This window comes from Romboutsia sedimentorum (genome assembly GCF_030131845.1).
Lineage (GTDB): Bacteria > Bacillota > Clostridia > Peptostreptococcales > Peptostreptococcaceae > Romboutsia_D > Romboutsia_D sedimentorum.
In genome coordinates, this window is the sequence record NZ_JASKYM010000014.1 from 22,794 (window position 1) to 38,751 (window position 15,958).

Annotated in this window: 19 protein-coding genes and 1 riboswitch; all 19 genes read right to left on the bottom strand. The window is 27.5% G+C overall.

The window, feature by feature from the left end; translation table 11 throughout:
- Window positions 1–63: 63 nt before the first annotated feature.
- The 19 genes from QOZ84_RS15660 to QOZ84_RS15735 all read right to left on the bottom strand — a co-directional run bounded on the left by QOZ84_RS15660 (window position 64) and on the right by QOZ84_RS15735 (window position 15,946).
- Complete coding sequence (locus tag QOZ84_RS15660) at window positions 64–672, bottom strand: HutD/Ves family protein (RefSeq protein WP_284133838.1); 609 nt, start codon at window positions 670–672, stop codon at window positions 64–66.
- Between the two features lie 63 nt (window positions 673–735).
- Window positions 736–2,169 (bottom strand): HAMP domain-containing sensor histidine kinase, encoded by a 1,434-nt coding sequence (locus tag QOZ84_RS15665; RefSeq protein WP_284133839.1) that lies wholly within the window; start codon window positions 2,167–2,169, stop codon window positions 736–738.
- Entirely contained in the window at window positions 2,169–2,852 is a 684-nt protein-coding gene (locus tag QOZ84_RS15670; protein ID WP_284133840.1) for a response regulator transcription factor, read from the bottom strand. Before QOZ84_RS15670 ends, QOZ84_RS15665 begins: the two co-directional genes overlap by 1 nt.
- A 248-nt stretch (window positions 2,853–3,100) precedes the next feature.
- Window positions 3,101–3,275, bottom strand: a riboswitch (cobalamin riboswitch).
- 47 nt (window positions 3,276–3,322) lie between these two features.
- Complete coding sequence (locus QOZ84_RS15675) at window positions 3,323–3,628, bottom strand: energy-coupling factor ABC transporter substrate-binding protein (RefSeq protein WP_284133841.1); 306 nt, start codon at window positions 3,626–3,628, stop codon at window positions 3,323–3,325.
- Window positions 3,612–4,343: an energy-coupling factor ABC transporter permease gene (locus tag QOZ84_RS15680; RefSeq protein ID WP_284133842.1), complete on the bottom strand. Its 732-nt coding sequence runs from the start codon at window positions 4,341–4,343 to the stop codon at window positions 3,612–3,614. The genes QOZ84_RS15675 and QOZ84_RS15680 overlap by 17 nt, the downstream gene beginning before the upstream one ends.
- Window positions 4,344–4,564: 221 nt before the next feature.
- Window positions 4,565–6,574: an ATP-dependent DNA helicase gene (locus QOZ84_RS15685; protein ID WP_284133843.1), complete on the bottom strand. Its 2,010-nt coding sequence runs from the start codon at window positions 6,572–6,574 to the stop codon at window positions 4,565–4,567.
- Between the two features lie 172 nt (window positions 6,575–6,746).
- Window positions 6,747–6,926, bottom strand: coding sequence for a hypothetical protein (locus QOZ84_RS15690; protein ID WP_284133844.1), 180 nt, complete (start codon window positions 6,924–6,926; stop codon window positions 6,747–6,749).
- 54 nt (window positions 6,927–6,980) lie between these two features.
- Window positions 6,981–8,222, bottom strand: a complete 1,242-nt coding sequence (locus tag QOZ84_RS15695; RefSeq protein WP_284133845.1) for an MFS transporter — start codon at window positions 8,220–8,222, stop codon at window positions 6,981–6,983.
- Between the two features lie 157 nt (window positions 8,223–8,379).
- A complete protein-coding gene (gene speB / locus QOZ84_RS15700) occupies window positions 8,380–9,270 on the bottom strand; it encodes an agmatinase (RefSeq protein ID WP_284133846.1) in 891 nt (296 codons plus the stop codon).
- Complete coding sequence (gene speE / locus QOZ84_RS15705) at window positions 9,257–10,111, bottom strand: polyamine aminopropyltransferase (RefSeq protein ID WP_284133847.1); 855 nt, start codon at window positions 10,109–10,111, stop codon at window positions 9,257–9,259. Before speE ends, speB begins: the two co-directional genes overlap by 14 nt.
- Window positions 10,112–10,351: 240 nt before the next feature.
- On the bottom strand, window positions 10,352–10,765 hold the full coding sequence (gene speD, locus QOZ84_RS15710) for an adenosylmethionine decarboxylase (protein WP_026900954.1): 414 nt from the start codon (window positions 10,763–10,765) through the stop codon (window positions 10,352–10,354).
- A gap of 27 nt (window positions 10,766–10,792) precedes the next feature.
- Window positions 10,793–12,244 carry an aminotransferase class I/II-fold pyridoxal phosphate-dependent enzyme gene (locus QOZ84_RS15715; RefSeq protein ID WP_284133848.1) on the bottom strand — a complete coding sequence of 484 codons (1,452 nt, stop codon included), beginning with the start codon at window positions 12,242–12,244 and terminating at the stop codon, window positions 10,793–10,795.
- Window positions 12,245–12,654: 410 nt separating this feature from the next.
- A complete protein-coding gene (locus QOZ84_RS16690) occupies window positions 12,655–12,762 on the bottom strand; it encodes a BBE domain-containing protein (RefSeq protein ID WP_416390353.1) in 108 nt (35 codons plus the stop codon).
- Between the two features lie 20 nt (window positions 12,763–12,782).
- Window positions 12,783–13,418: a hypothetical protein gene (locus tag QOZ84_RS16600; protein ID WP_331496615.1), complete on the bottom strand. Its 636-nt coding sequence runs from the start codon at window positions 13,416–13,418 to the stop codon at window positions 12,783–12,785.
- Window positions 13,419–13,649: 231 nt separating this feature from the next.
- Window positions 13,650–13,844: an FAD-binding protein gene (locus tag QOZ84_RS16605; protein WP_331496617.1), complete on the bottom strand. Its 195-nt coding sequence runs from the start codon at window positions 13,842–13,844 to the stop codon at window positions 13,650–13,652.
- Window positions 13,816–14,004, bottom strand: a complete 189-nt coding sequence (locus QOZ84_RS16610) for a hypothetical protein (protein WP_331496618.1) — start codon at window positions 14,002–14,004, stop codon at window positions 13,816–13,818. The genes QOZ84_RS16605 and QOZ84_RS16610 overlap by 29 nt, the downstream gene beginning before the upstream one ends.
- Window positions 14,005–14,229: 225 nt before the next feature.
- Window positions 14,230–14,406 (bottom strand): ABC transporter permease, encoded by a 177-nt coding sequence (locus tag QOZ84_RS15725; protein ID WP_284133849.1) that lies wholly within the window; start codon window positions 14,404–14,406, stop codon window positions 14,230–14,232.
- 282 nt (window positions 14,407–14,688) lie between these two features.
- Window positions 14,689–15,504, bottom strand: a complete 816-nt coding sequence (locus QOZ84_RS15730; RefSeq protein ID WP_284133850.1) for a sulfurtransferase — start codon at window positions 15,502–15,504, stop codon at window positions 14,689–14,691.
- 199 nt (window positions 15,505–15,703) lie between these two features.
- On the bottom strand, window positions 15,704–15,946 hold the full coding sequence (locus QOZ84_RS15735) for a hypothetical protein (RefSeq protein WP_284133851.1): 243 nt from the start codon (window positions 15,944–15,946) through the stop codon (window positions 15,704–15,706).
- Window positions 15,947–15,958 lie beyond the last annotated feature (12 nt).

Consider the following 15,958-nt stretch of genomic DNA (forward strand, 5'->3'; position numbering starts at 1 on the left):
TTTCTAGGCTTTATTTATGCTAGATTTTTCAAGATTTATATTTTAAAGTATAGTACTAATTATTTAAAAGTATATTGTACTTCTAATAACCTTAGCCTGAGTGTTAGAATTATTGAAAAGATTTATTTCTTTTATCTCATCTACTAAACCTCTAATAATCAAAAACAAATCGCCTTCACATATATTGATTTTCGAATCTAATTCTATTGATATATTTCCACTTACGCAGTATAAAACATCTGCTATATTCTTATACACTTGTTCTCTATTTGTAAGCTTAATTTCTTTGGATTCACTAACTAATATGTATTCTAAGTAACCAGTGCATCCTTTACTTGTCATAAGATTAAAATCTGTTGCTTTTCCATAGCTTTTGGTTGTCCAATCTCCACTAAAACTATCTATATCAAATTCGTTTAATTCCGTAGTATATTTACCCCTATGATCTAAAATCAACTTTCCATCTATAACCATTATTTTTCTATCTATTCCAGATAAATGAGTAAATTCAGATTCTTCTATGTCAACTTTAGCAGAGCTCAACCTCCATTTAAAATCAAGTTCACTGTATTTTGATTCTTTAGGGTATATATATAACTCAGTTGTAGTTCCTCCAGACCACTCACTTACTTTATAATCTTTCTTTTTTATAACACTAATATTATGTGCCAAATTAAATCATCTCCTAATAATATAATTTATATGATTGAATTTCATATAACTATTCCAACTAGTTTATATCGAGTGCTTTAAAACACAGGCCTTCTTTATTGTAAAAATAAATTTTGAGCCTTTTCCTATTTCTGATTTTACGTATATATTTTCATCTAAATGCTTCATAATCTCATACGCTATTGATAGTCCAATACCTGTCCCAATTGATGAGTGCGCCTTGTCAACTTTGTAGAAGCGATCAAAAATAAATGGCATATCAGATTTATCAATTCCATGTCCATTATCACATACACTCACTCTTACAAACTCTTCTTCTTCTTCAACTTCTATATTTACATTTCCTTCAGCTTCTGTAAATTTAAATGCATTATCTAATAATATTACAAGCACTTGTATTATCCGATTTTTATTAGTAACTAACATCGGAATATCTTTTAAATTATTTGACGCATTAAAATTTATATCTAAGTCATCAGCTCTAACTTCAAACTCATCTACAACTTGATGTATTATCTCTTCAATACTTACAAAAGATTTTTCAAGTGCCACATTTCCTGATTGCAATCTTGATAATTCTAACATATCTTCAATAAGTAGCTCTAATCTCATTGATTCTCTAAGTATCATACTATAGTATTTTTTTCTATCGATTCTTTCTAAAAATATATCATCATTTAGAGTTTCTCCAATTGCTCGTATAGATGCTACTGGAGTTTTTAGTTCGTGAGATATATTTGCAATATAGTCTCTTCTAGTTTGCTCTAACAACTTAGCTTGTTCATCATTTTCCTGGAGCTTTGATGCTAAATAATTAAATGCACTCGTAAGTTCACCTATCTCATCTTCTTTATATTGTTCTATTCTTGTAGAAAATTTACCTTTTGCCATATCTATTGTAGCACTAGTCATATTATCCAATGGTTTTATCATTCTCTTTATAAATATGTACAATGGTATTATTATAGATATTAAAGATAAAATCATACTTACTCCTAATACTATATAAAATCCTTTTAATGAAGAGGTAAGTTGATATGCAGTTTTAATAAAAAACATAGCACCTATTATTTTTCCATCTTGTTTTATTGGCTCTCCTACAAGTACTACATCATCTCCTACTCCATATAATTTTGTGACACCTTTTACAGAATTGCCTTTTAAAACTGTACCTATGTATGGGTCTAAGGCTTCATTAATAGTTTCGTCTGTAAATGATTCATGATTGTATTCACTTGAAATTTCATTTCTCGATTTGTCATAACATTGAATAATGGCAGATTTCATTAAATCTGACTCTACTATTCCATTTAAGCTAGCTCCATTTTCTACAAACTTTATAGCAAGTGTGTTTATTTCTTGCTTAATCTCGTTCATATTTACACTTAAAAAATATTGTTTTACTGTAAAACTACAAAAAAATATTGTAGCTACTACGGCCCCTACAGCTGTTATTATTATGATTTTAAATAATCGTTTAAAGATACTTTCTTTCATCATGATACCTCAAACTTATAACCTACTCCATATATTGATTTAATTTCCCAGTTCAAATCATATGGTGGAAGCTTTTTTCTAAGTCTTTTTATTTGAGTATCTACAACTCTAGTATCTCCAAAGTAATCATATCCCCAAACTTCAGACAGTATATGTTCTCTATTTAATATATTTCCAGGATTAGAAGCAAGCATATAAAATATTTTAATTTCCTTTGGTGTAACTTTAACTAGCTCACCTTTCACATAAACTTCATGGCTATCTAAATTTATTTCAAGATCTCTATACTTTATACAATTTAGTGCTTTACTTACATTAGAAGTTCTTCTCAAAACAGTTTTTATACGTGTCACAACTTCCCTTGGTGAAAATGGCTTAGAAATATAATCATCTGAACCTAGCTCCAACCCAATTATTTTATCTATGGTTTCACATTTTGCAGTAAGCATAATAATTGGTACATCACTGCTTTTACGTATTTCTTTGCATACATCAGTCCCAAACATTTTTGGCATCATTAAATCTAATAGTATCAAATCAGGTTTAAATTTTTTTGCTTTATTCAGTGCATCTAACCCTTCATATGCTGATATATAATCCATACCCTCTATTTTTAAATATTCTCCTATTGTTTCATGTACTGATTCTTGATCATCACATATTAAAATCAGTGTCTTAGACAATCTATCCCACTCCCCTATTTATAAAATTATGTAAAATTACTTTTCATTTTAATGTATTATTTTTTAAGCAAAAGAAAAATGCTTTAGTATGGCAACTAAAGCATTTAATAAGGTTAGGTTTTTACATCTATATTTAAATTGCTTAAGGGCAAATTTAAAAGCCCAACCGAAATGGGTTGAGCTTATCTTTATATCATAGATATACTTATAGCATATTTGATAATAAGAACATTCCCCATCCCCGAAGAACTTCTTGGCTATTATAGGCAGGTATCCTGGCTTAGCTTCATCCTACTAGTTTCCTTCCCGTAAAATTTTTACAGTGGTTGCAAACGTTCGTCCACATTACAGTAGCGGGTGCTGCAAAGGTTTTTACCTTTTTCCCTTTTACTCTCTTAGAGTACCCATAATATTTTTAAGTTGTTATATTATATATATTAGTCTATCTTTATTCCTTTTTCAATATATATTTATTTTTTCTTTCTACTTCCTAAGTAATATCCTATAATTCCAGCTCCTAAAGCAGCTTGAGTTGAAAATAACAAGCTTTCTATTTCTCCACTTGGCGGTTCATATAAACTTTCAAACCATGGTTCATACTGTGGACTTATTTGTGTTATAAGATCCTCTGCATGCCCATCTGCTCCACCATACTCTGCCTTTGGATTAAGTAAAAGAGGAATTATTATAAGTCCTACAGCTAGTAACATTAGTATTATATTTTTTTTATTGTTAGATCCATTTTTCTTATTGTCTAATTTAGCATTGGAACTCATCGCAGTCCACTTCCTTTCCTTCTCTTGTAGTTATTAAGTTATAAATTACAGTAGTAAGGATACCTTCTGCTATTGCTATTGGTATTTGAGTCATAAAGAAAACCCCTAAAAACTTAGCTGCAGAAACCATTACTCCACCAGTTGCATCTGGAAAAGCTAATGCAAGTTGAAGCGCTGTTATTGTATATGTACATAAATCACCTAAAGCTGCACTTATAAATACATTTGTTCCAATTTTAACATTTCTTTTCTTTAAAAATCTAAATATACAAAATGTAACTATTGGTCCAACGATTGCCATTGAAAAAGCATTGGCTCCTAGTGTTGTTATCCCCCCGTGTGCTAAAAGTAACGCCTGGAATAAAAGTACTATTGTTCCTAATACTGCCATAACACTTGGTCCAAATAATATTGCTCCTAATCCTACCCCTGTTGGATGTGAACAACTGCCTGTTAATGATGGTATTTTTAGCGCAGATAGCACAAATACAAATGCTCCACATAAAGCTAATAATACTTTCTTTTTAGGCTCTTCTTTTACTATTTTGTTTATAGATTTTACACCTACTAAGAAAAATGGTATAAATATAATACTCCATATAATAGACCATTTCATCGGTAAAAAGCCTTCCATTATATGCATCGCATTTGAATAAATTGGATTTAATATTACTAACATAAATGCAGATGCTAATACTAATTTTATTTTTTTCATCTAATCTCTCCCTCTTTCATACACTTTTGTTTATTAACATAATTTTATTTTTTATTACAAATTTATTATACATATAAATTGTGTCATTATTATGTCAAAACCTTGACGAAATATTGACAAATTATGCGTATATTTTTAGCTAAATCATATTACCTAGGAAATCATATTCTAAAAGATATTTCAAATTATATATTTATAATCTATTTTTTATAATTCCTATCCTATAAATGGCCATTATAAAATTTTCTCATGTCTTCAATATTACTACTTCTATTTTTAATAGGAATTGAATCAAATACAACATCTTTATATCTGCTATTTGAATTCGATGCTATCCTTGAGTCAAGTATAGCCACTATTCCATTATCATTATCTTTTCTAATTAGCCTTCCTATACCTTGTCTAAGTTTAACTATCATATACGGTACACTAACCTCCATCAAAAAATCCTTGCTAGTATTTTTTTTATATTCAATGATAGGATCTGGTACTGGAAATGGCAACCTAAATATTATTAAATTTGACAAAGCTTTACCTGGAATATCAATACCTTCCCAAAATGTACCTGTAGCTAGAAGTATAGAATCCTCATCTTTTTTAAATTCGTCTAGTATCTCATCTTGTGACGATGACATACTCTGTCTTAACAAATTATATCCAAGATTTTTTTTATTCAATATATTATATACTTCATTTAAATCATTCTTTGATGTAAATAATATCAAAGCCTTACCTTTAGTAATATCTATTAGTTTTATTATTTCTTCTGTTCCCCTTTTTATAAAATTCTCTCTTTCATAAGTCGGATGAGGCATATTTTCTGCGCAATAAATCATTGCATTTTTATTATAATTAAAAGGAGAGTATTTCGGGCTAGATAAGAATCCATCCTCAATTTTGAATCCTGTATTTTTTATAAAGTATTCGTATCTATCTTTCTCGTCTCCTTTGTTTTTGTCTGCAATTGTAGCTGAAGTTAGTATTGTAGTTTTTGTTTTATCAAAATATAATTTTCTTATTTCTTTATCTATATTTTTAGGACATGAAAAAATTTCTACACTACGATTCTTTGCCATCCAAAATAAATCATTAGAATTTTCATCTAATATATTATTTAAAAATAAATCTAAGTCTGCTAGACTTTCAATTATCTCTTCACTCAAATTGCTATCACTATAAAATTGAACTTTTTCATATATTATTTTAATTTGTTTTTGTATTTTATATATTAGAATTTTGATATCTTCAACATTTACAAAGAATCTTTCTATGTCATTATTTTTTAATTTTAAATTTTCCTTTATTTGAACTTTGATTTGTCTTTCTAGCTCTAAAAATAATAAATTTAATATATCATTTGCATTTTTAATTTCCAAATCCAAGCTATTTTTAATACTAACTTTTTTAATACCATTTCTAGATTCTTTAATTAAAGTTTTTATACTGTTTTTACTATAACTTTCGATAAGTGAATTTCTTACTTTATCTTCTAAGTTATGAGCTTCATCTATCACTATTAAATCTATATTCTCACTTAATAACCCCCTATGACCTTTTCTAAGTTTTTGAAAATGTACTGTTAATAAATCTTGATTACAAAGTATAACCCCTTTAGTTTCTAACATATCATTTCTAAGTCTCATAAATCTGCAGGTCTTAAAATACTCACACTTACTATGGTCTGTACTTTTTATAGATACATTTTCCCACATATCATCATTTATTTCTAAGTTTATAAATCTTTTATCAACAATTCCATTTTGTACATATTGGTATAGAACTTCATCTTCTTCATTGATTTTATTATTATCTTTGAAGTATTCATCCGCTCGTTTCCTACAAGCAAAATGAGTCATACCTTTTGCTAATATTATTTCTGGCCTATGCTTTATATAAGAACATATTTTTTTAACATCTTTTATTAATTGTTCTTGAAGTGCTATTGTTGAAGTAGCTATTAATATAGGTTTATTAAATAAAAGATTATAACAAAGAAGTGGTACAATATATGCATAAGACTTTCCTATTCCAACTCCTGCTTCTACTATTGTATGTTTTTTTTCTTTTATACTATAACAAATATCAAGTGCCATATCTTCCTGACCTTCTCTTTGTTCAAATCCTAGCTTTGGAATTTCTTCCATAAAAAAGTCCCATACTAATTTTTCTAGTTTTTCATATTTATCTAAGCTATCCTTAGTTTTGTATTTATTATCTGAAAACCAAAACATATTTTTTCTCCTTATTCATTAATGATATATTAATTTAGTGCATTTTAAGATTTTAATTTATGTAGCTTACTTTCACATTAAAATAAAGCACCAGGATAATTACTTATCGCTGTGCTTTAATCTTAATCTATTTATTTTTCAATTTTTTATTCTTCATATAATCTTAAATATACTACCAAATCACATGAGAAAATCCACTGATTTTTTTAGCTGCGTCTATATTCTCAGGTACTTTACAATAAGGTAATTTATTATTGTGATCTTTATGATGTTTTATACACTCTATACATTTTCCAAATCTTTGGCATTTTGTGTTTTTACAGCTACATGTAGTTTTTCCGTTTTCTAGCATAATGCCCTCCTAAATTAAGTTTTATATTTATATTAACATAATAAAAACTATTTATTAATCTTTATTTATTAAATTAATACATAAGCTCTCTTTTTTTATTTTAGCACCTTGTTTATAGATATATACGAATAACGATACCGCTATTATATAAAATAGTACCGTAAAGTAATACGGCGCTGTATATGATACATTTTGCATTAAAAATCCACCTATTGCTATACCTATAGCTCTACTTATATTACCTGACAATGACATTAAACTGCTCATATTTGTCCTATCTTTATCCTCTATCATCTCCATAGATAAATTTTGGATTAATGGCATTGCCATATTCATAAGTCCATTTCTCATAAAAAAAGATACCGTTATTATAAATATACCTTGTGGAAATGCTATTGATAATAAAAATGGTATTGATATTAATTGACACATTATTATTGAACGCTGTTTCCCAAGCCTTGCTGATATAAAAGGTATAATCATTCCTCCTACTATACATCCAAATTGAGAGATAGACAATATGGACCCAACAATTCCATCACTTATATTCATAGAATATTTTAAATATACACTAAAAAATGGAACTATCATTCCAGCACCTATACCGATTAAGCTGTTATAGATCATAAAACTAATTACATTTTTATTTAATATGCTTATATATCCTTTTATACAATCTTTAAAATTTCTAGATTTTAATTTTTTTGGTTCTTTCATAAAAAATATAGGTATTAACGCAATTAAGGATAGTATTGAAGACATTATAAATATATACATTATCGCTGTCTTAGGCGAAAAATAATTTCCCATATACGAAGATAACACTCCCCCTAAAAAAGACGCACTCATCATTCCCACATTAGAAATCACAAAATTTGTACTAAACACTGAAACTCGTTGTTCTTCACAAGTATTTTCAACTATATACATTCCTTCAGCAGTTGACTTTATGCTCATTCCAAACCCGTTTATTATAGACATTAATATTATTATTATAGGATTTTTGAATATCACTAAAAAACTAGAACCTATAGATATACAAACAAATCCCAAAGTAAAACTTTTCTTTCTCCCTATTTTTTCTATAAGATATGCACTTGGAATAGACGCTATTGCTATTGCAAAAGTATTTATAGATAATATATTGCCTACAAATTGTTCTTGATATCCAACTTCTTTTAAATATATCCCTACAAACATATTAAAAATACCCATAGAAAAAGATGCTATTAGGTTTATTATTAAAAACAAATATATATTTTTATTTATTTTTCTTACATTTTTTATGCTCTCCAAAATCCCCCCACCCCTATCATCTTCATTACTTTATATTATATCACTATTTATATATTCCTATTTTATAAATAGTGATATATTTAAATAAAGCATAGCGGTTAATTTTCACCACTATGCTTCATATTCAAACTATTTAGCTTTATTTATTATATATAAATTAGTTTTTGAATTTTAGTTTGTCACAAATTATAAGTATTAACTCTCTTAATACCTTACATGCTGCTACTGTAGATACGCTAGAATTATCATAATCTGGACTAAGTTCAACTATATCACAACCTACTAAATTTATATTTCTATTTTTTAATATTTTAAAAATATTTTCTAACTCTCTATACGTTATACCACCAGGTTCTGGTGTTCCAGTCCCAGGAAATATTGATGGGTCTAATACGTCTAAGTCTATTGTTAAATAAACATTTTTACCTTCCAAATTTTTAACTATTGTTTCAAAAGTGTTTATAGTTGATACTTCCATATAAGTATGCTTTTCTTTTAATGCAAAGTTAAATTCATCTTTAGTTCCCGATCTTATTCCAAATTGGAATATCTTATTATCCCCCACTATATCCCATATCCTTTTTATTACTGTTGCATGAGAATTTTTATTATTATTGTAGCTTTCTCTAAGATCTGTATGAGCATCAAAGTGAATTATATATACATCCTTATATTTTTCATAGACTGCTTTAAAAGCAGGAAGTGTTACTAAATGTTCTCCACCTATCATAAAAGGTACTTTATTATCATTTACTATTTCTTTAGTTCCTTCATATATTTCTTCTAATACTTTATCAGTATTTCCTATGCTTAGCTCTAAGTCTCCTCTATCGCAAACTTTAAAATCTTCTAAATCTAAATTTAGTGTTGGACTGTAAGTTTCAAGTCCATCAAATTCAAGCCTCATAGCACTACTTGCAAACCTAGTTCCCGGTCTATTTGAAGTAGTCCCATCAAATCCCACGCCATAAACCACTACATTTGCTTCTTCATAAGTAGTATCCATTGCCATAAATGTAGTTATATGCGAAAAATTATTTTTCTTCATTTAGCATATCCTTAACATATTGAGGCAACATAAATGCTCCTTGATGTATGTCAGTATTATAGTATTTAGTTTTAAGTTTTAAATTTTCCCAAGCTTCTTTATCTTGATGTTTTGTTGGGTCTAATTTTTTAGAGGCAAATCCAAATAACCAGTGCCCTGATGGATAAGTTGGTATATGAGCTTGATAAACTTTAGCTATAGGGAATATATTTTTTATTTTTTCATTTGATCTTTTCATTTCTTTAGCATTAAAATCAAAATATGGACTTTCATTTTGATTTACAAGTATTCCATCATCGCTCAATACTCTATAACAGTCATTATAAAAATCTAATGAAAATAATCCTTCTCCTGGTCCTATTGGGTCTGTTGAATCAACTATTATTAAGTCATAAATGCTATCTTTAGAATTTTTAACAAAAGCTACTCCATCTTCATAATATAAGTTAACTCTTTCATCATCTAGTTTACATGCACATATATCAATGTATTTTCTTGATACATCTACTACCATCTTATCTATTTCAACCATATCTATCTTTTCAATTTGTGGATAACGAGTAAGTTCTCTTACAGTTCCTCCATCTCCACCACCTATAACTAATACATTTTTTATATTCATATTAGTAGCCATAGGAGTGTGAACTATCATATCATGATATATAAATTCATCTTTATAACTTACCATCATAAGCCCATCTAGTGTTAAAAATTTTCCAAACTCTTCACTATCAAAAACATCCACTTGTTGAAAGTCTGATTTTTCACTAAATAAATGTTTTTCTACTTTTATTGAAAAACGTACATTATTAGTCCATTGTTCTGTATACCAAAGTTCCATAATACTACCTCCAAAACCTATTTTAATAATTTATATATATTTATTGTTATTCTTACTTCATATCTACGCAAATTTGTTTATTGCATATATTTATGTTATAATATTAGTTCAAATTTATTTTTATTAGCTGGAAATTGCGAGTTTCCATATTGCTAAATTTTAAAGCTTCATAAATTTATTAACTGGGTGCAACCATTTAATTAATTTTATAATTAAGCTGTTTCTATAGGCATTATTTACTTATATAGCTTCAGGCTTAAAAGTGATTTTGCCTAAATCTTTTTTTGAAAATTTTTGTATCTTTGATGTTAATCCTCTTGGTATCTCTGTTGATTCACTTCTCTCTGCTTTTAATAGTTCTTCTAATAATTCAAAACTTTTCCAAGGATCTATATCTCCACAAGTGAAAAAATCAGCGGCTGCATATCCATATTCCGGCCAAGTATGTATTGTTAAATGAGACTCTGCAATTATAACTGCACCAGACACACCCCAAGGATTAAAATGATGAAATACTGAATCTACTATTGTTGCTTTTGCGTTTAATGCTGAATCATTCATATATTTTTCTATATTTTTTGGATCTTTTAAAATCTCCTCATCACAATTATAGTATTCAACTAATATATGGCGTCCTAATGTTTCAAATTGCATAATAACCACTCTCCTAAATATTTATTTTTAACTTATAACTAGTATTGTTTCTAGATTTTTGTCATTCATATCGCATAAATATGCATTATTATCTTTTAATAGTTTTATATAATCAATAATCTCTTTAGTAATCAATTCTCCTGGTGCTATTATAGGTATTCCTGGTGGATAAGCCATTATACTTTCCCCACAGACTCTATCTACGCAATCACTTAGTATTACATTTTCTTTGTTTGAGTAAAATGCTTCTCTTGGATTAAGCTTTACTATAGGTTTTATTTGTTTTATTTTTATATTTTTTGTAATTTGATTTTTGCTACTTATAGTAGATATTATTTCTAATGCATTTATAAGTTTATCAATATCTTCCTTTGTAGTTCCAATAGATACAAGTGCCAATATATTATATAAATCTGCCATCTCTGGCTGTATATCAAATTCTTTATAAAGTAAATCATAAACTTCAAATCCTGTTAAATTAAGCTTTTTTACGTTTATACATAACTTTGTTTCATCTAGATAACTTACTCCTTTGTTGCCTATAAGTTCTTTAGAGATAACTTTTATATTATTCACCTTATTTATTCTTGATTTTGCATACCTTGAAAGTTTTAAAGCATTTAATAATTGACCCTGACCATTTTCTACTAAATTATGCCTCGCTCCATCAATACTTGCCATAAGTAAATATGATGCGGATGTTGATTGCAGCATATTTATAATTTGCTTAACTTTGCTAGCATCTATATTTTCATTTATTAAAAGTGCTGAAGCTTGAGTAAGTGCACCTCCTGTTTTATGAATACTCACTGCACTCATATGTGCTCCTAATTCCATAGCTGATACAGGTAATTCATCATTAAACGGAAAGTGTGCTCCATGAGCTTCATCTACTAATACTAAAATATTTTTTTCACTACATATATCAATTATTTCTTTTAAGTCACAACACATTCCATAATACGTTGGATTTAATAAAAATATAGCTTTTATATCCTCTATTTTATCAATTATATCTTTTACTTTATAATGGTCAATATTTAAACTTATTCCTAAATCATCACAAAACTCAGGTTGTATAAATATAGGCTGGCCTCCACTTAAAATAAGTGCATTTATAACTGACTTATGAATATTCCTTGGTAGAAGAACCTTATCACCTGGATTTATTGTAGCCAATATCATTGCATGTATCGCCTGTGTTGTTCCATTAGTTATAAAAAAAGCATTTTTACTTTTATATGCTTTGGCTAATAAGGCTTCTGCTTCTTTTATTATACTTTGAGGATTTGATACATTATCCATTCTTGGAGATGAGTTTATATCCATATTCATGATATCATCCCCGAAATACTCATTTAAAATTTTAACGCCTCTATTTCTTACATGACCCGGGACATCAAAGCAAGTTATATCTTTAATTGAGTATTTTCTAAGGCTATCCAAAAGAGGTATTTTACCATAAATTTTATCCTGCATATTGTGTCCTCCTTTCCATTAATCGCTTACTATTTTTCATAAATATCACTATAACTATTTTTTTTGTTTATTTTTATTAAACTTACTTTATTAATTATACAATTTTTCAGTATTTTTTCAAGTGTTTTTTTATTTTTATTTTATTTTTTATATTTTCTTTATATATCAGTATTTCAAACACATAAAGGATTAGTTGTTTTCGGAAGTTTATATTAAATTACATTTAGTTTAGTATAACTATCCCAATTCTTATATTAATTTAAATTAAATTTAGTATAAGTAATCTTTTTTAATTTTTTTATAAACTTTATTTATTTTTGTAAACTTTCCTAAAAAAACAATCTATAAAAATACAGTAAGTATAATTATACTTACTGTATTTTTATAGATTTTATTAATTTTTAGTATATTTATTTTATACTTTGAGGAAAATTAAATATATTATATGGATCATACTTTTCTTTTACTTTTCTTAATCTACAAATATTTTTACCATAATAATCAAATTCATAGTTCATAAGTTGAATAAGAGGAAACTTTATATATGAGCCTTCTGTAATATCATAAATATATTCAAAATTTCCAATACCCAATCAACATTTTCTTTCTTATATACATTATCTTCCCATATAGATTGTATTAGTAATATATAATTAGCATCCCTATAATAATATGCACTATCACAATTACCTATGTCTTTGACCTTTCCACCTAATCCATAAATGTTTACAGATGTTAAAATAGATCCTTTGTGTCTGTTTTGATTAACGATATCTACTAAATTTGATATTTCTCTTGATTTATAATATCGATTTACAAATCTACCAGTTAATTTAAAATGTTCATACGGTGTATATCCGCTTGCTATTTTATTTACTACCTCTAGAAACAATTCATATTCTAAATATATTTTTGCTCCTTGTATATTATAAAACGGCTCTAAAAATTTTTGTGTTTCTTCTATATTTTTATAGCTTATTCCTCTTGCATAAGCATAAACTCCATCATCTAGTGTATTATATAGCCCACCATTTAAATTTATATTTTCATCAACTTCATCAATCCAAGTTTGCCAAGTATTTAAAAATTCATGTTGTATCTTTTTGCTAGCCTTTGGATAATATATTTGGACATAAGTTACCTTGTCTACTTTAGGTGGTAATTTAAACTTCATAGATACTACAACACCAAAATCACCTCCCCCAGCACCTCTTAATGCCCAAAATAAGTCTATATTTATATTTTCATTAGCTTTTAATATATTCCCTTTATAGTCAACTAACTCTAGCTCTAATAAAGAGTCACATCCAAGCCCAAACTTTCTAGATGAGTATCCCCATCCTCCTCCTAATGAATATCAACTTACACCTACTGTTGGGCATGTTCCTCCTGGAAATGGATACCCTTATTTGGATATATAATTATATAATTTGCTATTATTAATACCTCCACCTACTGTAACTGTATTTTCTATATAGTTAATGCACGCGTTATTTATTTTACTTATATCTATAACTACAACTTGATTTCCGGTTGAATAACCTTCATAATTATGACCACCAGATCTTATTCTAATTGGTATAAAGTGTTTGTTTTGCATATAATATAGCTTCTACTACATCAGATGTTTTTTCACAATACACTATAGCTATAGGGTATTTTTGTATTGATCTGTTCCACTCTTGCCTAGCTTGTCCATATCCTATATCTTCTTGAGTTATAACTGTATTTTCTGAATTACAAAATACGATATTTTTCAATATAATCACCTTAAAAAAGTATTTTATTACCCTTTATAATATGTATTTTTTTATTAAAGTTCTTAATTCTCATATATTCAAGTTTATCTAATGTTATTTCATTCTTTCCTCCTTATAAATATAGCTTACTAAAAAAAGTTAGAATTTATAAAAAATCCTAACTTTTATATAATGCGATTTATATTGTTTCAAAATATAACTTATAATTATTCATTTTAACTATTATTATTTAAGTTGCTTTCTTTGATTAAAGAAATCTCTATATGCTAGATATGCTGCTATTATTACTGCTATAGAAACTGATGATAGTATAATGAACGTAACCATAATTTGAAATTTTATTGCAATAATAGGAGATATCCCAATATCTGTATTTTTAAATGAATATTTTATATTTTTCAAACTAAGTATACTCAATCTTCTACCTATATGTATTCCCATTAATATTTTAATTTATATATATATGCATGATATATTGAATACTATCATATATTATAACTTAGTTTTTTTCAGTTGCAGTTTTTTCAACATTTATTGTAAGCTATTTTAAGTTTTAATCTATTTTTCCATAAGAAGGCTAGAATCTCCCCCCCATTCGTATATAGATCCTTCATAATTTTTAACATTTTCAAAGCCAACTGCTTTGAGGATCATAGCTGCATAGCCAGATCTAATACCCATAGTTCAGTATAATACAAAATCATCTTCTGGTTTAACACCTAATGATGCCATAATTTTTTTGATTTCGTCTTTATCTTTTGGAGTTCCATCATCATTTAAAAGTTCTATCCACTGCATGTTTATAGCACCCTTTATATGCCCACCTCTTGGCTCTCCTACTTTTTGAGAACCTTCATATTCACCTTTTGTTCTAACATCTATAATAACTTGTTTTCCTAAGTTTTCTTTTACATATTCTTTTGTAGCTATGTAACTCGTATCGTAATCCTTTAACTCTAACCCTTTAGTAGATGTTGCTTTGGATACTTTATCCGTAGTTTCGTACCCTAAATCTTGCCAGTAACTTAGTCCACCCGCTAACATTTTCACATTATCAAGCCCTGCAACTTTAGACTGCCATACAGCTCTTCCATCTGCGCCTGGACCTTTAAATACATCAGAATAAAATACTACTGTTTTGCTATTATCAATTCCTAATGATTCCATTTTATTTTGTAATTCAGCTTTGTCTAAAATAGTTCCCCACCCTGGATCTCCTATTTTATTTGATATGTCTGAAAAAGCATGAATTCCGATGTTAACAGCACCTGGTATATGTTTTTTTTGATATACATCAGGTTTATTACAATCTAATAATATAATATCTTTACTACCTATAATTTTATTTAATTCCTGTGGTGTAATAAAATACTCTACATTTTTGTATTCACTTTCATTGAATTGTTCCTCATTGTTAATTTTTTTCGAATTGCATCCAACTAGTAGTATCGAAAGCATAAATGAAAATGTAAGCAATAATATACTAACTTTTTTTCTCATCTTTTCTCCTCTCTGATTTTTATAAGCGTAATTAGTACAAATGATACACGCATCATAAGATACTTAATTTTAAGATAATTTCAACAATTTAAATTATCCTTCACTTTATCAGTTTACTACATTCGACATTTTTCTTAAAATAGTTTTTATCTATGTTTTAGCTATGCAAAATAGATTTTATCTATTTTGCATAACTTTCTTATATCTCAGATTTGATTAAAGTTGAAATAATAGGAAATATTATAATCAAAATTCCACCAAGCAAATATTTAATATCTGAAAAATCAAATATGTTGCCAATTAATATTATAACAGTAGAAAATAAAAATGAAATAAGACATATTTTTTTTATAAAATTTTTATACCTATGATTACAAGCTTTGTATATCAGTCCTATTAAGTAAATTATCACTCCTGTTAAAAATATTAATATATCATTCAACGCTAACTCTCC